Genomic DNA, 26,176 nt, shown 5'->3' with positions numbered 1-26,176 from the left:
TTCGCTGCTTATCTGCCGTTTTCAGCCTTGCCGGTTGGCCCAGTCTCTACGATTCTTTAGAAACCCCTCAGGGCGACGTATCGCCGCCCCACGTAGAACAACCGGAGCGCCCCATGAAGAGCGTCGCAGAACTGCTGAAACTCAAGGCCAAGCACAACCAGCAAGTGCACACCATTGCCCCGCACCAGATGGTCCTGGAAGCGCTGATGCTGATGGCCGAGAAAAACGTCGGCGCCTTGCCAGTGATGGAGCACGGCGTGGTGGTCGGGGTCATCAGCGAGCGTGACTATGCGCGCAAGCTGGTGCTCCATGGCCGCTCCTCGGTGGGCACCCCGGTGAGCGCGATCATGAGTTCGCCGGTGATCACCGTGGACACCCACCAGAGCGTGGATCGCTGCATGAGCATCATGACCGAGAGCCATCTGCGGCACCTGCCGGTGGTGGAGAACGGCCAGTTGCTGGGTTTGCTGTCCATTGGCGACCTGGTCAAGGAAGCGATTGCCGAGCAGGCCGACCTGATCCGCCAGCTGGAGCAGTACATCCGCGGCGAATAACCCCGCAAGCCTTGCATCGCCCCAACCGGCGCCTTCGCTGGCAAGCCAGCTCCTACACAAGCCCCACAAAATTGCACAGCTCCCGTAGGAGCCGGCTTGCCGGCGAACAGGCTCGCAAGCCTTGCATCGCCCTAACCAGCGCCTTCGCTGGCAAGCCAGCTCCTACACAAGCCCCACAAAATGCACAGCCCCCGTAGGAGCCGGCTTGCCGGCGAACAGGCTCGCAAGCCTTGCATCGCCCTAACCAGCGCTTTCGCTGGCAAGCCAGCTCCTACAGTGGGTGGGGCGGTGTCTGGAGGGGAAATTGCACGCGAACTTCAAATCCATCGTCACGGCCGCTGGCCGGTGAGGCCAGTTGCAGTTGGCCGCCCACGCCCTGGACGATGCTCTGGGCAATCGCCAGCCCCAGCCCGGAACCGCTGGCCTCGCTGTTGCCGCGCACGAAACGTTCAGTCAGGCGTTGCAGTACGTCCGCTGGTACCAGCGGCCCGCCATTGCTTACCCGCAAACAACCGTCGGCGCTAAGGCTGACATCCACCGGCTGTGCCGGATCGCCGTACTTCAGGGCATTCTCGATCAGGTTGCGCAGCAGGATGCCAAAGGCGTCCGGATCGATGGCGGTGCACACCTGGGTCACCTCCGGCAGCTGCAGTTGAATCCGTGGGGCGCCGCCGCGATTCCACTCCGCAACGCCATGGGCCAGCAGCGGAATCAGGTCCTCGGGGGTTTCGGACAACAGCCCGCCGCCCTCGGCCTTGGCCAGTTGCATGAGCTTTTCCGAGAGCCGGGCCAGCTCCCGCAGCGCGTTCTCGATCTTCGCCGCCCGTACCTGCAGCGGGCCTTGCGGGGCTTCCTGGCGCAGGCGCTGGATCTGCGCCAGGGTCGCCGCCAGGGGCGTGCGCAGTTCATGGGCGCTGTTGGCGGTAAAGCTGCGCTCGGTTTCCAGGGCCTTGCGCAGGCGCTCCAACAGATGGTTGACCGCTTCTGCCAGGGGATCGATTTCTGCCGGCAGGCGCGCCACCTTGATCGGTGACAAGTCGCCCACGCCCCTTGCCTCCACCGCCCGCCGATAAGCCAGCACGCTGCGCAGGCTGACCCGGACGAACAGCCAGGTGCCCAACAGGCTGATGGGGATCAAGCCAAGCAAGGGCAGCAGCAAGGCAAACAGCGCCTCCCGGGTGGCTTCGCGGCGATGGGCCAGGGGCTCGGCGATTTCGATGACGATCGAGCCATTCTCGACGCTGGCGCTGTACAGGCGGTAGTGGTCGGTGGTGGTAAAGCCCGGGGCGGTTCGGTGGCTGAAGATCTTCAGCTTGGCGTCGTGGGAGCGCATCAGGATCCGCCCTTCGGCATCGCGCACCAGGTAAGTCAGGTACTCGCTGTCCATCTTCAGGGTCGCCACGTGACGTGCCCGGCGCGGCCCGCTGCGGTTGCCGATCTCCAGCGCAGCCAGGGGCAGAAGACGCTGGGCAGTCGCTTCCAGGGCGCTGTCGAAGGTTTCGTTCAGTTCATGCTGGATCACCAGCCAGGTGCCGGCAGTGGCCCCCAGCCAAAGCAGGGTCATGCCCAGGGTCAGCCCCAGGCTCAGGCGTTTTTGCAGGCTGATCGGGCGCTTCATCCGGGCATCAGCCGGTAGCCCATGCCGCGCACGGTTTCGATCAGTTCGCGCCCAAGTTTCTTGCGCAAACGGCTGACGTAGACCTCGATGGTGTTGCTCTCGATTTCCGCGCCGAAGGCATACAGCCGCTCCTCCAGCTGGGATTTGGAGAGCAAGGCACTGGGGCGCTGGACAAAGGCCTCGAACACCGCCCATTCGCGGGCGGTGAGGTCGACGATAGTGCCACCGCGCTGCACGGTACGGGCGCTCAGGTCCACCTGCAGCTCGCCGAGGCGGATCTGTGGATTGGGGTTGCCGCTGTAGCGCCGGGCCACCGCGGCGACCCGCGCCGACAGTTCGAACAGGTCGAAGGGCTTGACCAGGTAGTCGTCGGCGCCGGCATTGAGCCCGGCGATGCGCTCGGAAATCTGGTCCTGGGCGGTGAGGATAATCACCGGCGTCACGTCCCCGGCGCTGCGCCGCTGGCGTAAAAACTCCAGGCCGCGCCCGTCGGGCAGCATCAGGTCCAGCAAGATCAGGTCGTAGGACGTGCTGGCGACACCGGCCCGGGCCTGCTCCAGGCGCTGTACCCAATCCACGGCATGGCCATCGTCGGCGATCTGCTCACGCACCGCCTCCCCCAATCCCGCCGCATCCTCGACCAATAACACCCGCATCGACGCTCTCTCCTGATCTGTGTGGTGACGCAGCTTAACCGCCGAACCTGACGTGAATCTGAAGCCCCCCAGCGGTGGCCAGGAATAACCCTCAGGTTAACCACAACGCCCTCTGGCCACCGGAGCCAGATCAGCAAAAGCAGCTGTTGCGCAGACAGCGTCTGGCTCGGCTTTTTTTCAACGCCCTTCAGGTTGCTGTCAGCTAAACAGCCCAGGCTGCAGGCACATTTCTTCAAAGGACCGCCTCATGAAAACCCTTGTTGTCGCCAGTTGCCTCGCCACCGCCATGGCCCTGCCGGGGCTGGCCCAGGCCCGTGAAGTGACGCTGACCACCCACCTCAAGCCCTACAACGGCAGTGGCGCCTACTTGGCGATCTACCTCACCGACGCCCAAGGCGTCTATCAACAGACCCTGTGGGTCGCCGGCAAGAAGGCCAAATACTACAAGCACCTGTCGGGCTGGGCTCGGGGCAGTGGCCTGGCGCCGGCCCAGTACGACGGCATCAGCGGTGCCAGCGTCGGCAGCGGCGAGACCCTGACCGTCAGTGCCGAGCTGGCAGACAGCCTGATCGACGCCGGGTATCAGATCCGCATCGACAGCGCCGTGGAGGACCTGCGCGATGTCCGTGCCGAGCTCATCCTGCCGCTGACGCTCCAGGGCGCGGGCCAGCCGGCCAACGGCAGTACCTATGTGCAGTCGTTGCGCTACGACCTGTAATCACCTCGCTGCCAGGAGACTCAATCATGCTGCGCTCGTTGCACGCAATTCCCGGGCTGATCGCCGCCGTGCTGGTGATGCTGCTGGCCATCAGCGGCGCGACCCTGGCGCTGAACCCGGCGCTGGAACACCTGCACACGCCACAACCGGCGGCCGGGCAGGTCTCGGTCGGGCAACTGGCCGGGCGCCTCGCCGCGCATCTGCAGGGGGTGGAGCGGATCCAGCGCACGCCTTCGGGCACGCTGATCGTCTACCACAGCCAGGACGGCCAGGCCGTGGCCAGCAGCGTCGACCCGCTGACCGGCGAGGTGCTCGCACCTTACGCGCCGTCGTCCTTCAGCCGCTGGGTCAAGGAGCTGCACCGCTCGCTGTTCCTCGGTACTGCGGGCCACGGCGTAACCGCCCTGGGCGCCCTGGCGCTGCTCTTGCTGTCTATCTCCGGGGCCTCGCTGCTGGCTCGCCGCGCCGGTGGCTGGGGCAAGCTGCTGCGCCCGCTGCGAGGCAACTTCAGCCAGCGTTGGCACGCCGAGCTCGGGCGCCTGGCCACCCTTGGCCTGTTGCTGTCGGCCCTGAGCGGGCTGTACCTGGCGGCCAGCACCTTCGGCCTGATCGCCGAGGGCAGCCAGAGCGAACCGGCCTTGCCCTCCGCACTCAGCACCGGCCCCGCACTGCCGGTGGCCAACCTGCCGGCGCTGCAGGCGCTCGACCTGAACGACCTGCGTGAACTGGTCTACCCCGCAGACCCCCAGGACCTCTACGCCCTGCGTACCACCGCTGGCGAAGGCTATGTCGATCCGGCCAGCGGCGCCCTGCTGTCCTTCCAGCCTTATGACGCTACGCACCACGCCTATGCCCTCCTCTACCAACTGCACACCGGCGAGGGCCTGTGGTGGCTCGGTCTGTTGCTGGGAAGCTGCGCCCTCAGCGTGCCGTTCATGAGCATCACCGGCCTGCTGCTGTGGTGGCGCCGGCGCCGTGCCGACACACCGATCCGCGACAACAGCCCGGCCCGCAGCGCCGATTGCATCATCCTGGTGGGCAGCGAAAACCACAGCACCTGGGGTTTTGCCCGCACCCTGCAGCAGACCCTGGTGGCGGCTGGACGCAAGGTCCACAGCGCGCCGATGAACCAGCTGCAAAGCAACTACCCCATGGCCCGCGAGTTGCTGATTCTCAGTGCCACCCACGGCGATGGCGATGCCCCGGCCTCGGCCAGCGGGTTCCTGTCACGCCTGGGACAACATCCACTGGCGCCGGAGCTGAAGTTTGCCGTGCTGGGTTTTGGCGACCGCCAGTTCCCGCGCTTCTGCGGCTTTGCCGAGCAGGTGCAGACCGCCTTGGCCGCCAGCGGCGCGCAACCGCTGCTGCCCCTGGACACCATCAACCGCCAATCCCCCCAGGAGTTTCAACGCTGGGGCCGGGCGCTGGGCCAGACCCTGGGCCTGGAGCTGGATTTGCAACATCAGGCCGAAGCCCTGCCCAGCCATTGCCTGGAGCTGGTGGAGTCCGTGGCCTATGGCGCCCAGGTCCAGGCCCCGACCCAGATCCTGCGCTTCAAGGCTCCGACTGACCGCTCCGGGCAAGCGCTGCCCGAGTTCCAGGCCGGCGACCTGGTGGGCATTTTGCCCCCCGGCGGCCAGCAGCCGCGCTTCTATTCCCTGGCCAGCAGTCGCGCCGACGGTGTGTTGGAGATCTGCGTGCGCAAGCACCCCGGCGGCCTGTGCTCGGGTTTTCTCCATGACTTGCAACCGGGTGCGCGGATTCAGGGTTTCATCCAGCCCAACCCGCAATTTCGTCCGCTGCTGGGCGCGCAACCGGTGATCCTGATCGGGGCCGGCACCGGGATCGGCCCCCTGGCGGGTTTTATCCGCGGCAACCGGGCCCGGCAACCGATGCACCTGTACTGGGGCGGGCGCGACCCGGCCTCGGACTTTCTCTACGAGCCGGAACTCAAGGGCTACCTCGCCGACCAGCGCCTGACCGCCCTGCGTGCGGCCTTCTCCCAGGTCCAGGAACATTTCTATGTGCAGGACCGGCTGCTCGCCGATGCCCTGGCCGTGCGCCGGCTGATGGAAAAAGGCGCCCAGGTGCTGGTCTGCGGCAGCCGGGACATGGCCAAGGGAGTGATGCAGGCCCTGGACGAAGTGCTGGCACCGCTCAATCTCAGCGTACTGACCCTCAAGGCCCAAGGACGTTACCGTGAAGATGTCTACTGAAACCGCCGACTGGCAGCGCTACAGCCTCAACGGCCCGACCATGGGCAGCCGCTACACCGCACTGTTCTATGCCGCCCCGGGGTTCGCCACCCAGGACCTTGCCGAGCGCCTGGCCCAGGCCGTGGAACGGGTTGAGCAGCAGATGTCGAGCTGGAACCCCGAGTCCGACCTCAGCCGCCTCAATGCCGCTCCCCGGCATCGCTGGATGACCGTGCCCAGGGAGCTGATGAACGTCATCAGCACCGCTTTGCGGATCAGCGAACAATCCGGCGGGGCCTTTGAGCTCGCCGTGGGTGACCTGGTGCAGGGCTGGGGGTTTGGTCCCGGTACCCGGACCCTGGGTCCGCCGGCCCTGGCTGAGCAAGGCCGCAAGCGCCGCGCCCCGGCCGGCTACGCCTTGGTGCTGGAACCACGGCGCCAGCGCCTGCGCAAGCGCGCCAAGGTGCAGCTGGACCTCAACGGCATTGCCAAGGGCTTTGGCGTCGATGAACTGGCTCGCGCCCTAGACGCCTCGGGCATCCATGATTACCTGGTGGGGATCGACGGCGAAATGCGCGCCAAAGGCAGCAAGCCCGCCGGGCAGCCCTGGACCGTAGCGCTGGAGAAACCCCTGCGCGGCGTACGCGAAGTGATGGGGGTCATGGAAATCAGCAATGCCGCCATCGCCACCTCCGGCGACTACCGGCAGTGGGTGGAGATCGCCGGGCAGTCCTATGCCCACACCCTGGACCCGGCCACCGGCATGCCCCTGGACAATCGCCTGGCGGCGGTCAGCGTAGTGGCCAGCAGTTGCATGCTGGCCGATGCCTGGGCCACTGCGTTGCTGGTGCTCGGTGAAATCGAGGGGCCACGGCTGGCCCAGGAGCGCGGCATGGATGCCTTGTTCGTGATTCGCGACGGTACGCAGTGGCGGGAAGTGTCTATTGTGGGCGGAGAGTTGCAGGCCCGGATCGACACCCGCTGAACCATTGTTCGCTGCCCCAGTATTTTCAACTCCAACAACCTGAGCCCATTAGTCCGATGAAATTCATGCACCGACACCGCGAGCTGCACCGCAACGACCGTATTGGCTGGCTGCGTGCCGCCGTCCTGGGCGCCAACGACGGCATTGTGTCCACCGCCAGCCTGTTGATCGGCGTGGCGGCGGCCAGTGCCAGCCACAGCACGTTGCTGGTGACCGGGATGGCCGGCCTGGTGGCTGGCGCCATGTCCATGGCGGCCGGGGAATACGTTTCCGTGCATTCCCAGGCGGACACCGAACAGGCCGACCTGGCCCGGGAACGGGCGGAGCTGGCCGATAATCACCCAGCCGAACTCAACGAACTGGCGCACATCTATCAGACCCGCGGGGTCGATCCGCAACTGGCGCGACAAGTCGCGGTGCAACTGATGGCCCACGACGCTCTGGGTGCCCATGCCCGGGATGAACTGGGCATCAGCGAAGCCCTGGCGGCCAACCCGCTGCAAGCGGCACTGGCCTCGGCGGCAAGTTTTGTGGTGGGCGCCGCACTGCCCCTGGCGGTGACCTTCCTGGCCCCTGAGCACAAGGTGGTGCCGTGGATTGGCGGTATGTCCCTGGTGTTTCTCGCAAGCCTCGGGGCCGTGGCCGCCCGTGCCGGTGGCGCCAAGGTGCTGCTGGGCGCCTGGCGCGTAACCCTCTGGGGTGCATTGGCCATGGGCATCACTGCCGCTGTCGGCAGCGCCTTTGGCACTGTGGTCTGACGGGCTCAGGCACATGAGCTTGCCAGTGCCCTGACTGGCGCCTGCGCTGGCACACGGCACAGGCCCCGCGCGGCACAAGCTGCCGGGGCTGTTCACCGGACGTTCGGTACTCGGCGGCTCATCAGCTGCTTACGCTGACTACCGGGTCCGGGCTTTCTAAACACCCTGAAATAGTAAATCCAGCCGCTGCGCGCCCCGCCCCAACCCTGGCATCAGGTGCCTGAATACGGGCTCCAGGCGGTCGTCGCAGAGTGCCGAAGCCGATTCTCAAGCAGCCCGGACCTTACTTGCGTCACGAATAAGAAACGTCTTGCCTCCAGCTCTTGTTACCATTGCGCATATTTGCGTGAAGATTTGATGACAGGCAGGTTATTTGTGAAGTTGATCCGTAGTTGCCTACAACACCCTCTTGCACCCTTGTGCGTTCTGTTCGGCCTGCTGTTGCTGGTGCCCATGGGCGCGCGCCTGGCCCTGGGCTGGTCCAACCCGCTGGGCTATCTCTCGGACCTGGCCAGCGCCAGCCTGCTGACCCTGCTGCTGTACCGCCGCCCCTGGTGGCTGGCGTTGCCGGTGCTGCTGGTCTGGGCCCTGTTGACCCTGGTCAGCGCCGAGCTGGTGAGTGCCGTGGGGCGCATGCCCAACCTCGCCGACCTGCACTACCTGGTGGACCCGCAATTCGTCGGCAACTCCACCGGTGGCGGCCTGACCCATCCAGACCTGGGCCTGGCCTTGCTGCTGGGACTGGTGCTGTGGCTGATCATCCAGCGCACCAGCCGTGGCGTGACGGCCCCAGCCCTGCCGCGCCCGGTCTGGGCGGTACCGCTGGTGTTGCTGCTGGCCCATGGCACCACTCAGTACCTGAAACCCAGCGAAGCCGATCAATGGCAGCTGTTCAACCTGCCCCACCAGGCCCTGGCCACCGCCGTAGGCCAGGCGCAGATGCAGGTGGAAGACTGGCTGGAAGGCGACGTCGTCGATGTGCCGCCGCAGATGGCCGGCCTGACCCAGCTCGACCTTGAAGGCCAACCGCTGCTGGCTTCCGCGGGCCGCGCGCGCAACGTGCTGCTGATCACCCTGGAAGGTATTCCCGGCGCCTACATCAAGACCAATCGCGAGGCCATGAACAGCCGCTATCAGGAAAACCTGATGCCCAACCTCAGTGCCTGGGCCGAACGTGGAATGAACACCCCGGACTATGTGCTGCACAGCCACCAGACCATCCGCGGCCTGTACGCGATGCTTTGCGGCGACTACGACAAGCTCGACAACGGCACCCCCAAGGGCGTCGAAATGCTCACCCAGGACCAGCGCAACAAGGCCTGCCTGCCGGCACAGATGCACAAGTTCGGCTTCGCCACCCATTACCTGCAAGGCGCCGGCCTGCGCTTCATGGCCAAAGACAAGATCATGCCGCACATCGGCTTCGACGCCACTCACGGCCTGGAATGGTTCAGCAACGCCAACTACCTGGACTTCCCCTGGGGCAAGGACGACAAGGCCTTCTTCGAAGGTGCGCTGACCTACGTCGACCAGCTCAAACAGAAGAAAAAGCCGTGGATGCTGACCCTGCTGACCGTGGGCACCCACCAGCCCTACTCGGCCCCCGAGGAATACCTGGAGCGTTATGAGACGCCGAAACAGGCCGCCGTCGGTTACCTCGACGATGCCCTCGGCCAGTTCCTCAGCGAGCTGGAGCGCAAGGGCGTGCTCAAGGACACCCTGGTGATCATCACCTCCGACGAGTCCCACGGCCTCGACGGCGTACGCCTGGCCTCGTCCTGGGGCTTCAACCTGATGCTCGCGCCGGAGCAGGCGCAACTGCCCCACCTGAAGTCCGGCACCTACGGCCACATCGACCTCAGCGCCTCGGTGCTGGACTACTTCGGCCTGCCGGTGCCCGCCAGCCTCAGTGGCCGCTCGCTGTTTCGCGACTACGCAACAGGCCGGGAAATCATGTCCTACACCAACGGCAAGCTGCGCTACCACGACGGCCAGGGCACCTTCACCGAGTGCGACTTCCAGCAGCGCTGCCGCTACTACGCAAGCCCCGGCTTCATTGCCGACAGCGCCACCCTGCAGGGCCAGTACGGCGGCCAGCGTGCGCGGCAGGTCGTCGCCCGGGCCGACAACCTGGATCGCAGCCTGCTGCAATCGCCGTTGAACCAGCACTACCAGTTCGGCAGCCCGGCGATCATTCCGCTGCAGGCACAGATCAAGGATGACTGGGCCGACAACCTGATCGGCGCCCAGTACCTGGAAATGCCCAAGGGCTCGCAGACCCGAGTGCGCTTCACGGTGCGCTCCGCCGACCCGCAACAGAGCGCCTACATCCTGCTCAAGGGCAAAGAGCTGGAACAGGACGTGCCCCTGGGCCTGCCGGACGAGATGCTGGTGACCCCCGACCAGCCACTGCAGATGGACTTCAGCTTCGACAACCCACAGACCCGCAAGGCGTTCTCCTTCCACCTGCTGGGCTACGGCCTGGGCGCGGTGGAAGTCAGCGACTTCAGCGTGATTACCGAGCTACCGGGGCAAAGCGAAGGGGCCAGCGAAGTCCAGGACGACGACAGCGCCCAGTCCAGCTGAGGCCTCTCGCACTGCGGGTCAGCACCTGACCCGCAGTGCCCGGCATCAGCAGAAACAACTGCAGGCGCAGGGGCGTTGCGGCCTACTGGCTGCGCAGCACAGCAGTTGCAAGACGCCGATCGCCGATGCGCCCTCAACGCTCGCCCCGACGCGCCACCAGCACCGTCACCGGGGCCACCGCGAACGCCACTTCGCCCAGGGTTTCGACGCTGCGAAAACCACTGGCGTGCAGCGCCTCCTGCAACTCACCCTGGTCACTCACCCGGCGCCCGAGCATCTGCATCGACAGGTAATAGGTCAGTACCCGTTGCGCCGTCCGTGTATCGCCGGGGCATTCCGCATGGGCGCTGACCAGCACTCCGCCAGGACGCAGGGCCGCGTGGATCCTGGCCAGGGTCGCCGCCAGGTCCGGGACGAAATGCAGCACCGAGGAGCACCAGATCAGGTCATAACCCTGGCCGATGTCGTCCACCGCCAGGTCACCCCCGAGTACCCCAACCCGTGCCTCAAGGCCCGCCTGGCGGATGTTCTGCGCCGCCACTGCCACGGTCGGCGCAAAATCGAAAACCGTCGCCCGTAGCTGCGGGTACTCGCGGGCCAGGGCAAGCGCCACATAACCCGGGCCGCCGCCCAGGTCGAGCAACTGCCTGGCACTGGCCATCTCGGGAATCCGCGCCAGCAGCCGCAGCGCCACATCGCAGGTGACCGCCTGCTGCTCCTGGGCGATCTGCACCCGCGCCGCCGCAGTCCACTGTTCGACGCTTCGCGCCGGGTCCGGCAGTGGCGTGGCCGGCTGGCCGCTGCGCAGTTGTTGTCCCAACTGCCCGGCAAATTGCCGCAGACCACGCAGGCGAAAGCGCCAGGCCGCGCCACAGTTCAGGGACGAAGTGCTGCACAGATAGTCCCGGGCCAGCGCCGTGGGCCAGTAGCGCGGCATCGGTCCTGGGTCCCGTTCCAGCAGTTGCAGGGCCCAGAGCAATTCCAGCCAGTGCCCGGTATTGCCTGGATCGAGTTGCAAGTGCGCGGCAACCTCGGCGGCATTGGCTGGCTGCACCAGCCACTCGAACAGTTGCCATTCCAGGGCCAGGTCCAGGGCTTCGGCCTGCACCGCCGCCAGGTTCAGATCCCAATAGGGCTGCATGGGATGGGGGGTGCTCAGGCTGGAGGTCGATGCGGGGCTGAGTTGAGTATTCATGTCGGGGCCTTCCTGGGAATGAGTCGAATGCGCACGCTCAAGCGCGGGGCGCTTTGCCGTGGCGAGCTGTTGCCCTCCGGGCAATTCTTCATGACCGACCCATCAGCGCCGGCCACTGCGTTTGCGCGCAGGCTGATCTCCAGCACACGAGGGGCGCGCAGTGCCTGCAACTTGCGCTGACGGTACGAGCGGGAACATGCTATCGACTAACGCGAACGCTTATCATCTGTGTTCATATGCACAACGGATCCATTCATCTGCGCCTCGGCGCCCCTGGGGAGATCGGCATCTTGGCCTCGTCACCGAACCTGTCGCAGTCGTATCGGGTCACCTCCGACGACCCTCGCCTGTGCCTCGCCCGCGCCGATGGCTGGAGCCGCCAGCAACTGCCGGAAGCCCTCGGCCAGTGCTATTGCGAGCACCTGGCCCTGAGTGAAGACTTGCTGCTGGTGCGCTCGCGCTACTTGCCCACACGCCAGCTGATCGAGGAAACCCGCCCCTCCCATGGCTGCGCAATGCTGGTGATCACCTTCGGCCTGCAAGGCGACTCCGGCTATCGCAGCAGCGACGGTGCACACCTGGCGTTTCGCGCCCGGCACACCACGGTCAGTGCCTTCCAGCACAGCCAGGGCGAACGCTGCTACCAGGCCGGCGACAGCGTTGCGCAATTGCGCCTGCTGGTCAGCGAGCGCCTGCTCGGCACCTATCTGGGCGCGGCAACGGCAGGCGAACTACTGGGCAACGGCCAGCTGCGCCAGCTGGCTTTCCAGCGCACCTCGGCGGCCAGCAGCAGCCTGGCCCACAGCCTGTTCGGCGGCCTCCAGCCTGTCGCCACCGCCAGCCTCGACCGGCATATCCATTGCCTCAGCCTGCTCAGCGAACAGCTCAGATACCTGGCCCCGGCAGCGCCTCGGAGCAGCCCGCAATTCAGTGCCCAGGACCTGGAAAAACTTGAGCGGGTGCGCGAGATCATGCTGGCCCAGCTCGACCAGCCGCTGACCGTGGCCTACCTGTGTGCGGCGGTGGGGCTCAATGAATTCAAGCTCAAGAGCGGCCTGCGTTATCGCTTCGACGCCACGCCCCAGCGCATGCTCCTGGAGCTGCGCATGCGTCATGCCTACCGGCTGCTGGAAAACGGCTGCCAGGTGGCCCAGGCGGGGTATCAGGTGGGCTACCGTTTCCCGAACAATTTCAGCGTCGCCTTCAGCCGGTTCTTCGGCCAGTCGCCCAAGTCGGTGTTCGGCAAACGCCGCTGAGCCGGGCTCGGCCCCGGCTGGGGAAAATCGCTGGTGCCAAGGCGGCTTTGCAGGTATTGGTGCTGCATCGTCCCTCGTCCAGGAGCCCGACAGCGCCTATGACCACTCACCCGAGCGATGCTTTCGAACACCTCTGCCAACTGATGTCCCGCCAGTCGTTCATGGTCCTGACCGGGGCCGGGATCAGCACCCCGTCCGGCATCCCCGACTACCGTGACCAGGACGGCGTACGCCGGGGCAAGCAACCGATGATGTACCAGGAGTTCCTCAGCCAGCCCCAGGCCCGACGCCGCTACTGGGCGCGAGCCATGCTCGGCTGGCCACGGATGCGCCAGGCCCGACCGAATGCCGCGCATCAGGCCCTGGCCCAGCTGCAGGCCGCCGGGCGGATTGGCGGAGTGATTACCCAGAATGTCGACGCCCTGCACGATCAGGCCGGCAGCCTGGACGTCATCGAACTGCACGGCAGCCTGCACCGGGTGCTGTGCCTGGACTGCGGGCAACGCAGCCAGCGCGAGGCGATCCAGCACCTGCTGCAAGCGCACAACCCTTACCTGGCCGGAGTCGACGCGGTGCAGGCGCCGGACGGCGATACCCTGCTGGATCCATCGTTCGAGGAACGCTTCCAGGTGCCCCGCTGCCCCTACTGCGCGGGCGACCGGTTGAAGCCCGACGTGGTGTTTTTCGGCGAGAACGTCGCCCAGCCCACCGCCGCTCGGGCCCAGGCCGCAGTGCAACAGGCGGCGGGGTTGCTGGTGGTGGGTTCGTCATTGATGGCCTTCTCGGCATTTCGCCTGTGCCGCAGCATCGTCGAGCAGGGCAAGCCGCTGCTGGCCATCAACTTCGGCAAGACCCGCGCCGATGACCTGCTCGACCTCAAGCTCGGCGAGCCGTGCGACACACTCCTGCCGTTGTTGGCCGAACGCCTGGCCTAGGGCTCAAGGCACCACGGCCAGGCGCTGGTCCAACTGCTCGGCACGGAGGATGTCGAACATTGCCTGGGCCGCCGTCGACAGCTCGTGTCCGGGGTGGGTCAGAATGCCAATCGCCCGCTCCACCACCGGCTCGTCGAGGATCAGGCAATGCCCGCCCAACTCGCCCATCTGCCCGACACACAGGGCCGGCACCGCGCTGACGCCCAGGCCACTGGCGACCATGCGCCCCACCGTCGCCAGCTGATGGCTTTCAAACTCCACCGGCAGTTGCATGTCGCGGCTGCGCAGGTGCTCCTCCAGCATCACCCGCACGGTCGAGGGCCGCTGCAAGGTAATGAAGGGATGCAGCAACAAGGTTTGCCAATCGATCCGGGTCAGAGTCGCAAGCGGCGAATCACGCGGCACCACCGCAACGAAGCGGTCGATGTACAGCGGTGTGAATGCCAGGGAACTGCTGTCCTGCGGCTCGAAGGCCACCCCCAGTTCCACCTGGCGGTCGCGGACCATTTCCAGCACTTGCTCGTTGAGCACGTCGTTGACCGTGACGTTGACCTGTGGATAGCGGGCCCTGAAAGTGCGCAGGATCGGCGGCAGCAGGTTACCGGCAAACGACGGCATCGCTGCCAGGGTCACGCGCCCGCGTTGCAGGCTGAAACGCTGGCGCATTTCATCCTCGGCATTGTCCCAATCGGCGATCAGGCGCCGGGCCAGCGGCACCAGGGCCTCACCTTCCGGAGTCAGTGCGACGTTGCGCGTGTTACGGCTGAACAAACGCCCACCCAGGCCCTGCTCCAGCGCCTTGATGGTCAGGCTCAAGGCCGACTGCGACAAATGCAGGCGCTCACAGGCCACGGCAAAACTCAAACTGTGGGCCACCGCCAGAAAGGCCCGGATCTGCTTGACCGTCATCTCATCGTCCTAAGGTATGCGCAACTGCCCGTTTCGAGCGGCAAGAGGGAGGCTGAAGCATTAACGCGCCACCGATTATGCTGTTTTATTTATCAATCAACCTTAAAAATCAACTTAACAAATCAATCCCGCAGCGCAACACTGGTCCGCAAACGGCTGGCCAGCCGCCAACGAACAAGAACGAGGATGGTGCATATGGCAGGTTTCGATAAGCGCGTGGCGTCCTACGAGGAAGCCCTGGAAGGTCTGCAAGACGGCATGACCGTGATCGCCGGCGGCTTCGGCCTGTGCGGAATCCCCGAGAACCTGATCGCCGAGATCAAGCGCAAGGGCATCCGCGACCTGACCGTGGTTTCCAACAACTGCGGGGTCGACGGTTTCGGCCTTGGGGTGCTGCTGGAAGACCGCCAGATCAGCAAGGTGATCGCCTCCTACGTCGGTGAGAACGCCCTGTTCGAGAAACAGCTGCTCAGCGGCGAGATCGAAGTGGTACTGACCCCCCAAGGCACCCTGGCGGAAAAGATGCGCGCCGGCGGTGCCGGTATCCCGGCCTTCTTCACCGCCACCGGCGTCGGCACCCCGGTGGCCGACGGCAAGGAAACCCGCGAGTTCAACGGCCGTCCCTACCTGATGGAAGAGTCCATCACCGGCGACTTCGCCATCGTCAAGGGCTGGAAAGCCGACCACTTCGGCAACGTGGTCTATCGCCACACCGCACAGAACTTCAACCCGCTGGCAGCCACCGCCGGCAAGATCACCGTGGTTGAAGTGGAAGAAATCGTCGAGCCGGGCGAGCTGGACCCGACGCAGATCCACACCCCCGGCATCTACGTCGACCGGGTCATCTGCGGCACCTTCGAGAAGCGCATCGAACAGCGCACCGTGCGCAAGTGATCGCCCTTCCCCAGCCCGACTAAAAGGACAACAAACATGGCTCTTACCCGCGAACAAATGGCTCAGCGCGTCGCCCGCGAAATGCAGGACGGCTACTACGTCAACCTCGGCATCGGCATCCCGACCCTGGTGGCCAACTACATCCCCGAAGGCATGGAAGTCATGCTGCAATCGGAAAACGGCCTCTTGGGCATGGGCGCCTTCCCCACCGAAGACCAGGTCGACGCCGACATGATCAACGCCGGCAAGCAAACCGTCACCGCGCGCATCGGCGCCTCGATCTTCTCTTCCGCCGAATCCTTCGCGATGATCCGCGGCGGCCACATCGACCTCACCGTGCTTGGCGCCTTTGAAGTCGATGTCGAGGGCAACATCGCCTCGTGGATGATCCCCGGCAAGCTGGTCAAGGGCATGGGCGGCGCGATGGACCTGGTGGCCGGTGCCGACAACATCATCGTCACCATGACCCACGCCTCGAAAGACGGTGAATCGAAACTGCTGAGCCGCTGCAGCCTGCCGCTGACCGGTGCAAAATGCATCAAGCGCGTGCTCACCGACCTCGCCTACCTGGAGATCGAGAACGGCGCCTTCATCCTCAAGGAACGCGCCCCCGGGGTCAGCGTCGAGGAAATCGTCAGCAAGACCGCCGGCAAGCTGATCGTGCCGGACCATGTGCCTGAAATGCAGTTCGCCTGAGGAGTAGCCAGACCATGCAAGACGTCGTAATCGTTGCCGCCACCCGTACCGCCGTGGGCAGTTTCCAGGGCTCACTGGCGTCCATTGCCGCCGTTGACCTGGGCGCCGCGGTCATCCGCCAGTTGCTCACCCAGACCGGCATCGACCCGGCCCAGGTGGACGAAGTGATCATGGGCCAGGTGCTCACCGCCGGCGCCGGGCAGAACCCTGCGCGCCAGGCCGCAATCAAGGCCGGCCTGCCCCACGCGGTACCCGCCATGACCCTGAACAAGGTCTGCGGCTCGGGCCTCAAGGCCCTGCACTTGGCGGCCCAAGCGATCCGCTGCGGCGACGCCGAGGTGATCATCGCCGGTGGCCAGGAAAACATGAGCCTGTCCAACTACGTGCTGCCTGGTGCTCGCACCGGCCTGCGCATGGGCCACAGCCAGATGATCGACACCATGATCAGCGATGGCCTGTGGGATGCCTTCAACGACTACCACATGGGCATCACCGCCGAGAACCTGGTGACCAAGTACGGCATCACCCGTGAAGCCCAGGACGCCTTCGCCGCTGCCTCCCAGCAGAAAGCCGCAGCGGCCATCGAGGCCGGGCGTTTTGTCGACGAGATCACCCCGATCCAGATTCCCCAGCGCAAGGGCGATCCACTGACCTTCGCCACCGACGAGCAACCGCGCCCCGGCACCACCGCCGAGGCCCTGGGCAAGCTCAAGCCTTCGTTCAAGAAAGACGGCAGTGTCACCGCCGGCAACGCCTCGTCGCTGAACGACGGTGCCGCCGCCGTGATGCTGATGGGCGCCAGCAAGGCCCGGGCCCTGGGCCTGCCGGCACTGGCCAGAATCGCCGCCTACGCCAATGCCGGGGTTGATCCGGCGATCATGGGCATCGGCCCGGTCTCGGCCACCCGCCGCTGCCTGGACAAGGCCGGCTGGACCCTGGAGCAACTGGACCTGATCGAAGCCAACGAAGCCTTTGCCGCGCAATCACTGTCGGTGGCCAAGGAACTGGAGTGGGATGCGAGCAAGGTCAACGTCAACGGCGGCGCGATTGCCATCGGCCACCCGATTGGCGCGTCGGGCTGCCGGGTGCTGGTGACCCTGCTGCATGAAATGATCAAGCGCGATGCCAAGAAAGGCCTGGCCACCTTGTGCATCGGCGGCGGCCAGGGCGTGGCGCTGGCCATCGAACGCTAGACAACCCTCCCGCGTTCAACGCCCGGCCCTCGGACCCGCGACATCCGGCGGCCGGGCGGCAACACCCCGGTGCAGCTTCGCCTGCATCGGGCTCCCATCCCGCAAATGGCTCCCCCCTCTTCAGCGACTTACAGGCGCAAGATCGCCTGGAGCTGCCCGACCACTTGCCCGGCAGCACTGCGTTGCAAGGGCTGGGTATCGACGCCCTCAAGCAACAACCCGCAGGTAGCGGGCCCTTTATCGAACGGCCGCAAAACACGTGCTGCAGCCCCTGGATAAAAGCCGATGAAGGCTGTCAGTCCGGGCCGCTCGCCAACGCCTCCAGCAACTGCCGGGCCGCACTGCGCAGTGCTACGCAGAAACTCTCGACAAAACTCGAAGACGGCCGGTAATCCGGACGGATCAACATCACCCGATAAGGCACCGACAGCTCGATCGGGCGGATCGCCAGGCCCCGGCCCGCCTCTTCCATGGCGCTCAGCGGATTGATGATCGCCACCCCCAGTTGCTGACGCACCATGGCGCACACCGAAGCGGCGTTAGTGGTTTCGATCACCACCCGGCGATCGACCCCGGCCAGGCGGAAATGCTCATCCAGGGTTTGCCGGTAGATGTCCAGGCCCGAGAGGTTGATGAAGTTCTCGCCGCGAAAATCCTCCAGCGACAGCTGCGCCTTGGCCAACAACCGATGCCCTTCAGGCAGGATGCACACCATGTCGGCGCAGAACAGCAATTCACCCTGGGTGCCCCGGGGCAGGTGCTCGCTTTCCGTCAAGCCGAGGTCATAGCGCTGGGCGCTGAGGGACTCTTCCAGCAACGGCGATTCCTGGGCGGTGATGCTCAGGCCGATGCCCGGGTGCTGCGCCTGGAAATGCTTGCACACCTGCGGCAGCAAGGTCTGGGAGAACAGCGGCAGGCAGCTCAGGCTCAACTGGCCGTGCTCGAAACGGCGGATCGACTGCGCCACGCTGTTGATCCGCTCCAGGCCGACGTAGGCCCGCTCCACTTCTTCCAGCAACAGCATGGCCTGGGCCGTGGGCAACAGGCGCCCGCCCTCGCGGTCGAACAGGCACAAACCGGACAGGGCCTCCAGCCGCGCCAGCTCGCGGCTCACCGTCGGCTGCGAGGTGAACAGCAACCGCGCGGCGCCGGTGACGCTGCCGGCCTGCATGATGGCGCGGAACACTTCGATATGCCGCAGGGAAATAGCCATGGAGGGAAGACTCGCTCAATCAAACAGCCCATATCAGATATGAATTACCAAACAAAGAATAGGTATTTTATTGAATAGCCAAGAATCGGCATGATGCCGGCTCTCCCACTGACCACAGACTGCAATCGCCATGGCCATCCCCTTCTCCCCTGCTCAACTTGTCGCCGCCGCCCGCCAGTACGGCACCCCACTGTGGTGCTATGACGCTGCCACCATCCAGGCGCGGATTGCTCAACTGCAGGGCTTTGACGTAGTGCGCTACGCGCAGAAGGCCTCGTCCAACCTGCACCTGCTACGCTTGATCCGCGAAGCCGGGGTGCGTGTGGACGCCGTCTCCCTGGGAGAAATCGAACGGGCCCTGCTGGCCGGCTTCAGCCCCGTCGACGCGGGCATCGTCTTCACCTGCGATCTGTTCGACGAAGCGACCCTGAACCGGGTGGTGGAATTGCAGGTGGAAGTCAACGCCGGCTCCATCGACATGCTCCGCCAGTTGGGCGCGAAATCCCCGGGCCACCGGGTCTGGCTGCGGATCAACCCGGGCTTCGGCCACGGCCATAGCCGCAAGACCAATACCGGCGGGGAAAACAGCAAGCATGGCATCTGGCACGATCAGGTCGGCGAAGCCTTGGCGGTGATCCGTCAGTACGGTCTGCACCTGGTGGGCCTGCACATGCACATCGGCTCCGGAGTCGACTACGACCACCTGGAGCAAGTCGGCGCGGCGATGGTCGCGGCGGTCAAATCCCTGGACCACGACATCGAGGCCTTCTCCATCGGCGGCGGCCTGTCGACGCCTTACCGCGAAGGCGACACCCCGGTGGATGTGCAGCGCTACGCCAGCGCCTGGAGCCTCGCACGCCGGGAGATCGAAGCCTACCTGGGCCACGGCGTGCGCATGGAAATCGAACCGGGGCGTTTCCTGGTGGCCGAGGCCGGCTGCCTGGTGAGCGAAGTGCGGGTGGTGAAGACCGCCGGCCAACACCACTTCGTGCTGGTCGACACCGGCTTCAACGACCTGATGCGCCCAGCGATGTACGGCGCCTATCACGGCATGAGCCTGCTGGATGCCAACGGCCAGCCCGTTGCACGCCCGCAACAGCCCACCGTGGTCGGCGGCCCACTGTGCGAATCCGGCGATATCTTCACCCAGGACGACGAATGCCTGACCCCGCACCTGCTGCCCCAGGCCCAGGTCGGCGACTTGCTGGTGCTGCATGACACCGGTGCCTACGGCGCCAGCATGTCCTCCAACTACAACAGCCGGCCGCTGCTGCCGGAAGTGCTGTTCGAGAACGGCCAGCCGAGGCTGATCCGCCGGCGCCAGCCATTGGCCGACCTGCTGGAGCTGGAGCTGGGGCTCTGAGGGTCTAACGAGTCCTCACCCTGCCACCTCTGTTCTGGAGCATGGCCTGGCTCTTGCCATGCTCCCGATACAGTAGACAGACGATCAACCTTCACCTATGAGTTAACCACCCAGGTTCTCTTAGCGAAGGCCTATGCAATGAGCGACGACAAGAGCAGCAAAGGCGAGAGCGGCGGCGGACTCACGTCGATCATGAACGTCGTTCCCAACGTCTATTACGACCTGATTGCCCGGGTCTGCCCAGGCATGGCGTTCTGGATAGTCCTTTCCTTCAAGTACCCGATCCTGCCGGGCGTAGAACAAGAGGATGTTCCGAGCGCCATTACCGGGGCCTTGCTAATTGTGCTGATCATCCTGAGCTACGTATCAGGCATCGTCTTCACCGGTTTCGCCATCCTCTGGGACCTGCTGTCCATCGCAATATTGGCCTGCACCAGAAACATGACCGAATTGATGGGCCTGGCAAGCCAGCAGCCGCTGCGCTTTACCCAGAAATGGAAAGCCGTTTCAAAGAATATCGATCAAGTCATCAAGGAAAACGATGGTGCGGGCAAGATCCTGATCAAAGCCATGGCTGAAGTCACGCTGTGCCAGAATCTGTTGACTGGCTTCGTTGTCTTGGCCTTGTTGGAATTGAACTACAAGACTCCGAACTTCATCCCTATCCCCCAGTACAAAATGCTGTACTTCTGTATTGCCGCGGCGCTTGTCGCTTCCATGCTCTTTCGCCAGGCGATGTTTCTTGGCCGAGTAAAGGACCTGCATGAACTCTACGTCAAGAAACCAGGACAGCAGCCAAAGCCCAGGGGCTCCCAAGGAGCGATCTAGTTATCGTAGTAAATCCCTTGAATGCCAAGGATCTCGGAAACCTTGCCGTTCTCCCACTCTCGCTGCAGCGCTACCACTGCCAGTAGTTTGTTGGACGTCGCGTCTAGGTTCTTTTTCGCTACAGGTAAAAAGATAGAGACCTGACTGATCAGTTTCTCCTCCACGGCAACCTCATACTTTTCTCCGCGATAACATTCCATATGCAGAGTTTTGCCGATCAGGTCATTGATAATGAAAAACTCCCTTGAGAATTGCTCATCCTGCACCAATTCGGCTCGAGTCTTGTTTAGTAGCAACTGACCTTGGGAAGTGACTTTCATCAGGGCAAAACACACATCCGCACTGGAGATACGATGTTCTCCAAGGAAATCGAGCCGTGCAATCAAGTTATTCAAAAGCGCGTTGATATCGTCTTCATCGGGTGTCGCACCATCCAAGTGGTGAGCCAGCATGGACACCGCCAAAAACTTGCTGCCGGTGCCAGTACCACCCCAGCCATATTCACCCTGGTTGGCATGCAGGTCACGCCGACCTTCCAGCAGATGCTTGCGTGATGATTGGCGGTCGTGGCAAAGCACCACCCTGACCCCGTCAACAATCCGCAATGAATACTCGAAGTCTGGTGCCGTCTGATAATGCTGCGTCGGTGTAATGATGCGTTCGAATATTTTATTGATATAAACTTTGTTATTCGCGACATCTGCCTCGTACATGCCATTTTCAATGCTATTGAAAATCACATCGGCGCTACGATTCCTGTACTTCTCGTAAGTTCTCTTCTTAGTGATCGAGAACACATACTGATCACCTTTATCTTCGAAACTCTCGACAATCTCTTTCGCACAAAAGAAATAGGTGCGGTCATTACCCTGATCATCCTGGGAGTGAATCAGGCAAAAAAAATCACTGCGCGGAACCTGTTGGTCCAGCACATAGTGCTTTTGAATCCGTACCGGGTTTTTCTTCTCAAAGTACTTGGACTGGACAATGCCAAAGCATTGAATGCCCCCGGCAGCCGCCCTGATGGACTCAAGATCGGTCTGTGGAAACTGCACCAGGAAGTCGGAACCATCCACATCCGGTGTGCGTTTCAATACCCAGAATCGCTTCAACAACAGCGCCGAGGTTTTGTACTCACCAATATTGCCGTTAATTTCCTGCTGGCCTAGCCGCATGCATGACATCCTTGACTGACTGATCGATTGCAAACCCCACGACCAAGACAGCCCACCGACACGCCTCTGGTCGCCGACCAGAGGCTAATACGGGCGGACAGTCTCGGCACGTTGATTATCCATCATTCGTTCGACCAACGAGCTACCAGGGCAACAGCTTGAGCCGCTGCGGCTGGTCGTTCACTGAGTCATCCTGCTTGCGGGTCACCAGGGGGGCGCCGTCAGCATCGTAGAACTGCACCAGCATCTCCGCGGTGCCAGGATGCAGGTCGATCCGTGCGAAGTTGTCCGCCTGGGTGAAGGCCCAGGTACGGTAGTCCATAACGCCCGGCCCGTTTTTCAGGGGAAAGCTGTCGGGGGTCTGTGCCGATCGCGAGTCATGCACGTAACCGGCCGGGTCACCGTCGGCGAAGGAAAATGGCCAGTAGAACGCCGATGAGGTGACGGCATACGCCACGATCCCCTGGACCCCGTTACTGAACTCCAGCTGGGAGATGTTCGAACAATGAATATCCCCGGACAGGAACACCACGTTCTGCACACCGTTGCGGCCAATGGTTTCCAGCACCGTGCTGCGGGTGCTGGGGAACGCCGACCAGGCGTCGCTTTCATTCTTGCGCCGGTCGTAACGCTCACCCTCGCCCGCGGTATCCACGCCATTGGGCACGAAGACGCTGGAGCTGACGATGAACTTCGGCATGTTGCCTCGATCTTTCTGCATATGCACCAGCCAGGCACAGAGCCGGTCGAGCTGGCTGGGCTCGGACGGGTGCAACGACGGCCGGCCCAGCAAGTGGTTGTCGGTCAAGGCCCCTGGCACATCATCGAGAAAACGCTGGGTGCGGGTGTCGAGGACGAAGAACGGATAGTTGGCACAGGAAAAATCGTAGAACAGTTGATTGACCGCCTGGTGTTTCAAATAGACATCGTTACCGGTCATCGTGCGCCCATGGACATAGCTGTCCTCAAAGCGTGGCCCGTGGCTCCACTGATAGCTCATGTATGCCCCCATGGCCCAATTGAACAGCGTGCGCTTGCTGCTCTTGCCGATGCGGTCCTGGGTCCAGTTGTCTTCGATTTCATGATCATCGAGGATCATGTAGGTGGGCTTGCGCGCCAGCAGTCGGCTGATGTTCGGCGAACCAAAAGCGGTGTGGTAGCGCTCCTCGAACTCCTTGTAACTGTCCGCCCGGCCAATGGGTACGTACCGGTTGAATTCGTCGGCGTAGATCTGGTCGCCCACCATCAGCACAAACTGCACATCTCCCTGGGTGTTGAGCATCGGCCCAAAGATCGCATCCGAATCCTTGCGCTGCCAGGGCAACCCGGGATAGCGGCAGGAGCCCAGGAGGAAACTCAGCGGTTGTGATGGGTCCGCAGCCGGCGCACTGGCGTGGGTCGTGAACTCGGCTTCGACATACATCTTGTCGATCCCGGTGCGATTCAGATCATTGGCCCAGGCCGAGGCCGCAGGCAGGCGTTGCACCACCGACTCGCTGGGAACCTCGTCGTCAATGGAGCCGGCATCGTCAACGTTGAGCGACGCCATGCGCACCCGGTAGTGAGTCGCGGGGCTCAGGAGGAAAGGCTTGAGTTGTTTGCGCTCGGCTTCGTTGCGCCACAGGTTGAGGTCGACGCCAAGGTTGAAGGTGCCGGTACGGTGATACTCGCGGCGCAGGCGGAAGTAGAAGATGTTCTCGCCGGCAACCCGGCCATTGCTGCCCACCACGCCAATGACCCCGATGGTGCGGATGTCCTCGGCCACTCCCTTCTCGTCCAGGGCATCCGATGCGGCGATCCATAAACGGCAGGAAGTGTCAGTGGTGTGCCCGACAATCGGGCCCAAGGATGGCGTACGTAGTGTGCTCATGATGACCGGCTCCCTGCGTGATGGTATTGGCAGATTAGCCCGGGCGCAGCCGCTCACAAGGGGGCTCGCCAGGCACTGACAGCCGGTCGCTCAAGGCCAGCATCAGGGCCAGGGCAATCAGCAGGGCAGCCACGCCATAAGTCCCGTGCATGGCAGCGCCGACCGCCTCGGGCATAGTCCGGGTGACTGCGCTGGCGCTGTTGATCCAGGCAAACAGTGCGCCCATGGCGGCGGTGCCGCTGATCAGGCCGAGATTGCGCGACAGGCTCAGCAAGCCCGCGGTCAGCCCACGTTGCTGCGGGTCCACGTCGAGCATCACCAGGCTGTTGTTGGCCGCCTGGAACAGCGCGTAGCCCGCCGTCACCAGGGCCAGCGGCGTGAGATACCCGGCCAATCCCAGGCTGCCGGGCAGCAGCGCCAGGGCCAGCAGGCCGAGCAACATGCCCAGCAGGCCACTGCGGGACATGCAACGGGCACCCAGGCGGTCCACCAGACGCCCCGCCGGCCATCCCGCGAGTGTCGCCACCAACGGCCCGACCGACAGGCTCAAGCCCACCAACAGAGGCTCGAGGCCAAGGCCGCGAGCCAGGTAGAACGGCCCCACCACCAGGGTCGACATGATCACCGTGGACACCAGCAGGTTCAGCAGCAGGCGCACGCGCAATCCGTGCAGGCGCAGCAGCGCCGGCTGGAACAGTGGCGCCGCGGCCCGGCGCTGCACCCCTACCAGCAGCGCCGAGGCCAGTATCGCCAGCGCCAGTAATCCCAGGTTCAAGGGCGCCAGCAGATCCTGCCCCAGTGTCAGGGCCAGGGCGTAGGCCGCCAGGGCCAGGGCCAGCAGCAGCGTGCCGGGATAGTCGAAGGCCAACCGCGTCGCCACGTTGGGCCGCACGTCCACAGCCAGGCTGCGCCAGGCCAGTAGCAGAGTGACGATCCCCAGGGGCACGTTGACCAGGAAGATCCAGCGCCAGCCAACGCTGGCAATCAGCAGCCCACCCAGGGACGGCCCGACGCTGGTGCCCAGCGCCGACAGGGTTCCCAGCAAGCCCATGGCGCTGCCGGTGCGGGCCTTGGGCACGCTGTCCGCCACCAGGGCGATGCTCAGCGCCAACATCAGCGCCGCGCCCACGCCTTGCAGGGCCCGGGCCGCCAGCAACCAGCCAAGGTTCGGGGCCAGGCCGCAGCACAGCGAAGCCAGGGTGAACAGCGCGATCCCGCCCAGCAGCAGGCGGCGTCGGCCGAGCAGGTCTCCCAGGCGGCCGACACTGGCGATCAGCGTGGTTATCGCCAGCAGATAGGCCAGGACAATCCACTGCACCTGCTGGAACGAGGCGCCCAACGCCTGGGCCAGGGTCGGCAATCCGGCGTTGGCAATACTGGTATCCAGCGACGGCATCAGCATCGCCAGGGACAGGCTGCCCAGGGCCCAGCGGGCCCGGGATGGCAAGGCTTCGACAGTCGCCGGCGTGGCTAGGGAGGTCATTGGCGCTGCTCCATGAATGAGGGTGTCGCCAGCCTATTCAGCTTCCAGACCAGGCGGAAGACGCCTGTCTTGCAGCTAATCAATGCACGCCACGCGCTATCACCCTTGGCCGTGCTAGATTGCCCCCATGCCGACAACTGCCGATCTGAACCTGCTGCTGACCCTGGACGTACTGCTGAGTGAAGGCAGCGTGGCGCGGGCGGCGGCGCGCCTGCAACTGAGCCCTTCGGCCATGAGCCGGGCCCTGGCGCGCTTGCGGCAGACCACCGGCGACCCGCTGCTGGTGCGTGCCGGACGCGGCCTGGTGCCCACACCCCGGGCCCTGGAACTGCGCCAGCGGGTCGGCACAGTGCTGGAGGATGCCCAGGCGCTGCTGCTTCCTGCCCAGCAGATCGACCTCAAGCACCTGGTGCGCACCTTTACCCTGCGCAGCCGCGATGGTTTTGTAGAGAACTTCGGCCCGGCGCTGATCACTCGCCTGCGCGCCGAGGCGCCCCAGGTGCGCCTGCATTTCGTTAACAAGCTCACCCGCGACAGCACGCCCCTGCGCGAAGCCAGCGTCGACCTGGAAACCGCGGTGATCGACGCACACACCAGCCCCGAACTGCGCACCCGTGCGCTGTATCGCGACCGCCTGATTGGCGTGGTGCGTGCCGGACATCCGCTAAGCCGGGGCAAGGTCACTGCGAAACGCTATGCGGCAGGCCAGCACATCCTGCTGGCGCGCCAGGGACAGGGCCATGGGCGCATCGACCACGCCTTGAGCAGCCTGGGCCTGGAGCGGGAAATCGTCGCCCAGGTCGGCGGTTTTTCCGCAGCCCTGGCCCTGGCCCGGGGCTCGGACCTGATCGCCACGGTGCCCGAGCGCCACACCGCCAGCCTGCGCGACGGCCTGCACAGTTTCAGCCTGCCGCTGGCGTTGCAGGGCATGACCATTTCCATGCTCTGGCACCCGCGCATGGAGGCCGACCCGGCCCATCGCTGGCTACGCGGCTGTGTGTACGAGCTGTGTGCCGATCACAGCCAAGACAATTGAAGCCGCCCCCCTTCAGCACTGATGCAGGCACGCACGACACAACACTGGACAGCCCCCTGC

22 protein-coding genes are annotated in these 26,176 nt (G+C 64.4%); 14 read left to right on the top strand and 8 right to left on the bottom strand.

All coding sequences use genetic code 11. The annotated features are described in order from the left end of the window. Positions 1–113 precede the first annotated feature (113 nt). Positions 114–554, top strand: a complete 441-nt coding sequence (locus GV818_RS28475) for a CBS domain-containing protein (protein WP_161759436.1) — start codon at positions 114–116, stop codon at positions 552–554. 271 nt (positions 555–825) lie between these two features. On the opposite strand, the gene GV818_RS28470 is transcribed toward GV818_RS28475, so the two are convergent. Continuing rightward, positions 826–2,172, bottom strand: coding sequence for an ATP-binding protein (locus tag GV818_RS28470; RefSeq protein WP_161778129.1), 1,347 nt, complete (start codon positions 2,170–2,172; stop codon positions 826–828). Then, the gene (locus GV818_RS28465) at positions 2,169–2,828 is read right to left on the bottom strand and encodes a response regulator transcription factor (protein ID WP_161759438.1); all 660 of its coding nucleotides are present in this window, start codon (positions 2,826–2,828) and stop codon (positions 2,169–2,171) included. Before GV818_RS28465 ends, GV818_RS28470 begins: the two co-directional genes overlap by 4 nt. A 247-nt stretch (positions 2,829–3,075) precedes the next feature. Between GV818_RS28465 and GV818_RS28460 the strand changes: the two genes are divergently transcribed. The 5 genes from GV818_RS28460 (at position 3,076) to GV818_RS28440 (ending at position 10,070) form a co-directional block, all read left to right on the top strand. Next, a complete protein-coding gene (locus GV818_RS28460) occupies positions 3,076–3,546 on the top strand; it encodes a DUF2271 domain-containing protein (protein WP_161759439.1) in 471 nt (156 codons plus the stop codon). A 26-nt stretch (positions 3,547–3,572) separates the two neighbouring features. Then, entirely contained in the window at positions 3,573–5,762 is a 2,190-nt protein-coding gene (locus tag GV818_RS28455) for a PepSY domain-containing protein (RefSeq protein ID WP_161759440.1), read from the top strand. Continuing rightward, positions 5,752–6,726, top strand: a complete 975-nt coding sequence (locus GV818_RS28450) for an FAD:protein FMN transferase (RefSeq protein ID WP_178125162.1) — start codon at positions 5,752–5,754, stop codon at positions 6,724–6,726. Before GV818_RS28455 ends, GV818_RS28450 begins: the two co-directional genes overlap by 11 nt. A gap of 56 nt (positions 6,727–6,782) precedes the next feature. Then, a complete protein-coding gene (locus tag GV818_RS28445; RefSeq protein WP_161759442.1) occupies positions 6,783–7,484 on the top strand; it encodes a VIT1/CCC1 transporter family protein in 702 nt (233 codons plus the stop codon). Positions 7,485–7,841: 357 nt separating this feature from the next. Then, a complete protein-coding gene (locus tag GV818_RS28440) occupies positions 7,842–10,070 on the top strand; it encodes an LTA synthase family protein (RefSeq protein WP_178125159.1) in 2,229 nt (742 codons plus the stop codon). Positions 10,071–10,203: 133 nt separating this feature from the next. Here GV818_RS28440 and GV818_RS28435 read toward each other — a convergent pair whose 3' ends face one another. Next, positions 10,204–11,265: a class I SAM-dependent methyltransferase gene (locus tag GV818_RS28435; RefSeq protein ID WP_161778127.1), complete on the bottom strand. Its 1,062-nt coding sequence runs from the start codon at positions 11,263–11,265 to the stop codon at positions 10,204–10,206. A 290-nt stretch (positions 11,266–11,555) separates the two neighbouring features. Between GV818_RS28435 and GV818_RS28430 the strand changes: the two genes are divergently transcribed. Together GV818_RS28430 and GV818_RS28425 are read left to right on the top strand one after the other, a co-directional pair. Beyond that, positions 11,556–12,521 (top strand): helix-turn-helix transcriptional regulator, encoded by a 966-nt coding sequence (locus GV818_RS28430; RefSeq protein WP_256679544.1) that lies wholly within the window; start codon positions 11,556–11,558, stop codon positions 12,519–12,521. Positions 12,522–12,619: 98 nt separating this feature from the next. Further along, positions 12,620–13,456, top strand: coding sequence for an NAD-dependent protein deacetylase (locus GV818_RS28425; RefSeq protein WP_161759446.1), 837 nt, complete (start codon positions 12,620–12,622; stop codon positions 13,454–13,456). 3 nt (positions 13,457–13,459) lie between these two features. Here GV818_RS28425 and GV818_RS28420 read toward each other — a convergent pair whose 3' ends face one another. Continuing rightward, a complete protein-coding gene (locus tag GV818_RS28420) occupies positions 13,460–14,365 on the bottom strand; it encodes a LysR family transcriptional regulator (RefSeq protein ID WP_161759447.1) in 906 nt (301 codons plus the stop codon). Between the two features lie 195 nt (positions 14,366–14,560). Between GV818_RS28420 and GV818_RS28415 the strand changes: the two genes are divergently transcribed. From GV818_RS28415 to GV818_RS28405, 3 genes are read left to right on the top strand one after another with little or no spacing between them, the layout of a single operon-like run. Continuing rightward, on the top strand, positions 14,561–15,259 hold the full coding sequence (locus GV818_RS28415; RefSeq protein WP_161759448.1) for a CoA transferase subunit A: 699 nt from the start codon (positions 14,561–14,563) through the stop codon (positions 15,257–15,259). Between the two features lie 36 nt (positions 15,260–15,295). Next, on the top strand, positions 15,296–15,955 hold the full coding sequence (locus GV818_RS28410; RefSeq protein WP_161759449.1) for a CoA transferase subunit B: 660 nt from the start codon (positions 15,296–15,298) through the stop codon (positions 15,953–15,955). 14 nt (positions 15,956–15,969) lie between these two features. Next, the gene (locus GV818_RS28405; RefSeq protein ID WP_161778125.1) at positions 15,970–17,148 is read left to right on the top strand and encodes an acetyl-CoA C-acetyltransferase; all 1,179 of its coding nucleotides are present in this window, start codon (positions 15,970–15,972) and stop codon (positions 17,146–17,148) included. Positions 17,149–17,443: 295 nt separating this feature from the next. Here the strand turns inward: GV818_RS28405 and GV818_RS28400 are convergent, their stop codons facing one another. Continuing rightward, the gene (locus GV818_RS28400; protein ID WP_161778124.1) at positions 17,444–18,361 is read right to left on the bottom strand and encodes a LysR family transcriptional regulator; all 918 of its coding nucleotides are present in this window, start codon (positions 18,359–18,361) and stop codon (positions 17,444–17,446) included. A 130-nt stretch (positions 18,362–18,491) separates the two neighbouring features. On the opposite strand from GV818_RS28400, the gene lysA reads away from it, so the two are divergent. Together lysA and GV818_RS28390 are read left to right on the top strand one after the other, a co-directional pair. Next, positions 18,492–19,724, top strand: coding sequence for a diaminopimelate decarboxylase (gene lysA / locus GV818_RS28395; protein WP_161778123.1), 1,233 nt, complete (start codon positions 18,492–18,494; stop codon positions 19,722–19,724). Positions 19,725–19,862: 138 nt separating this feature from the next. Next, entirely contained in the window at positions 19,863–20,552 is a 690-nt protein-coding gene (locus tag GV818_RS28390; RefSeq protein WP_161778122.1) for a hypothetical protein, read from the top strand. On the opposite strand, the gene GV818_RS28385 is transcribed toward GV818_RS28390, so the two are convergent. The 3 genes from GV818_RS28385 to GV818_RS28375 all read right to left on the bottom strand — a co-directional run bounded on the left by GV818_RS28385 (position 20,549) and on the right by GV818_RS28375 (position 25,080). Beyond that, positions 20,549–21,727 (bottom strand): DUF6166 domain-containing protein, encoded by a 1,179-nt coding sequence (locus GV818_RS28385; RefSeq protein ID WP_161778121.1) that lies wholly within the window; start codon positions 21,725–21,727, stop codon positions 20,549–20,551. The genes GV818_RS28390 and GV818_RS28385 overlap by 4 nt on opposite strands. 142 nt (positions 21,728–21,869) lie before the next feature. Next, positions 21,870–23,597 carry an alkaline phosphatase D family protein gene (locus tag GV818_RS28380; protein ID WP_161778120.1) on the bottom strand — a complete coding sequence of 576 codons (1,728 nt, stop codon included), beginning with the start codon at positions 23,595–23,597 and terminating at the stop codon, positions 21,870–21,872. Between the two features lie 34 nt (positions 23,598–23,631). Further along, a complete protein-coding gene (locus GV818_RS28375; protein ID WP_161778119.1) occupies positions 23,632–25,080 on the bottom strand; it encodes an MFS transporter in 1,449 nt (482 codons plus the stop codon). Positions 25,081–25,207: 127 nt separating this feature from the next. Here GV818_RS28375 and GV818_RS28370 point away from each other — a divergent pair, with 127 nt between their 5' ends. Continuing rightward, the gene (locus GV818_RS28370; protein WP_161759455.1) at positions 25,208–26,116 is read left to right on the top strand and encodes a LysR family transcriptional regulator; all 909 of its coding nucleotides are present in this window, start codon (positions 25,208–25,210) and stop codon (positions 26,114–26,116) included. Positions 26,117–26,176 lie beyond the last annotated feature (60 nt).

Source organism: Pseudomonas sp. Fl4BN1 (assembly GCF_009908285.1).
Taxonomy (GTDB): domain Bacteria; phylum Pseudomonadota; class Gammaproteobacteria; order Pseudomonadales; family Pseudomonadaceae; genus Aquipseudomonas.
This window is presented reverse-complemented; position numbering and strand designations above follow the sequence as displayed.

What these genes read in the sequence shown, in the direction of transcription:
- GV818_RS28475 (WP_161759436.1), top strand. Translation starts at nt 114, where the DNA reads ATGAAGAGCGTCGCAGAACTGCTGAAACTCAAGGCCAAGCACAACCAG.
- GV818_RS28470 (WP_161778129.1), bottom strand. Translation starts at nt 2,172, where the DNA reads ATGAAGCGCCCGATCAGCCTGCAAAAACGCCTGAGCCTGGGGCTGACC.
- GV818_RS28465 (WP_161759438.1), bottom strand. Translation starts at nt 2,828, where the DNA reads ATGCGGGTGTTATTGGTCGAGGATGCGGCGGGATTGGGGGAGGCGGTG.
- GV818_RS28460 (WP_161759439.1), top strand. Translation starts at nt 3,076, where the DNA reads ATGAAAACCCTTGTTGTCGCCAGTTGCCTCGCCACCGCCATGGCCCTG.
- GV818_RS28455 (WP_161759440.1), top strand. Translation starts at nt 3,573, where the DNA reads ATGCTGCGCTCGTTGCACGCAATTCCCGGGCTGATCGCCGCCGTGCTG.
- GV818_RS28450 (WP_178125162.1), top strand. Translation starts at nt 5,752, where the DNA reads ATGTCTACTGAAACCGCCGACTGGCAGCGCTACAGCCTCAACGGCCCG.
- GV818_RS28445 (WP_161759442.1), top strand. Translation starts at nt 6,783, where the DNA reads ATGAAATTCATGCACCGACACCGCGAGCTGCACCGCAACGACCGTATT.
- GV818_RS28440 (WP_178125159.1), top strand. Translation starts at nt 7,842, where the DNA reads ATGACAGGCAGGTTATTTGTGAAGTTGATCCGTAGTTGCCTACAACAC.
- GV818_RS28435 (WP_161778127.1), bottom strand. Translation starts at nt 11,265, where the DNA reads ATGAATACTCAACTCAGCCCCGCATCGACCTCCAGCCTGAGCACCCCC.
- GV818_RS28425 (WP_161759446.1), top strand. Translation starts at nt 12,620, where the DNA reads ATGACCACTCACCCGAGCGATGCTTTCGAACACCTCTGCCAACTGATG.
- GV818_RS28420 (WP_161759447.1), bottom strand. Translation starts at nt 14,365, where the DNA reads ATGACGGTCAAGCAGATCCGGGCCTTTCTGGCGGTGGCCCACAGTTTG.
- GV818_RS28415 (WP_161759448.1), top strand. Translation starts at nt 14,561, where the DNA reads ATGGCAGGTTTCGATAAGCGCGTGGCGTCCTACGAGGAAGCCCTGGAA.
- GV818_RS28410 (WP_161759449.1), top strand. Translation starts at nt 15,296, where the DNA reads ATGGCTCTTACCCGCGAACAAATGGCTCAGCGCGTCGCCCGCGAAATG.
- GV818_RS28405 (WP_161778125.1), top strand. Translation starts at nt 15,970, where the DNA reads ATGCAAGACGTCGTAATCGTTGCCGCCACCCGTACCGCCGTGGGCAGT.
- GV818_RS28400 (WP_161778124.1), bottom strand. Translation starts at nt 18,361, where the DNA reads ATGGCTATTTCCCTGCGGCATATCGAAGTGTTCCGCGCCATCATGCAG.
- lysA (WP_161778123.1), top strand. Translation starts at nt 18,492, where the DNA reads ATGGCCATCCCCTTCTCCCCTGCTCAACTTGTCGCCGCCGCCCGCCAG.
- GV818_RS28390 (WP_161778122.1), top strand. Translation starts at nt 19,863, where the DNA reads ATGAGCGACGACAAGAGCAGCAAAGGCGAGAGCGGCGGCGGACTCACG.
- GV818_RS28385 (WP_161778121.1), bottom strand. Translation starts at nt 21,727, where the DNA reads ATGCGGCTAGGCCAGCAGGAAATTAACGGCAATATTGGTGAGTACAAA.
- GV818_RS28380 (WP_161778120.1), bottom strand. Translation starts at nt 23,597, where the DNA reads ATGAGCACACTACGTACGCCATCCTTGGGCCCGATTGTCGGGCACACC.
- GV818_RS28375 (WP_161778119.1), bottom strand. Translation starts at nt 25,080, where the DNA reads ATGACCTCCCTAGCCACGCCGGCGACTGTCGAAGCCTTGCCATCCCGG.
- GV818_RS28370 (WP_161759455.1), top strand. Translation starts at nt 25,208, where the DNA reads ATGCCGACAACTGCCGATCTGAACCTGCTGCTGACCCTGGACGTACTG.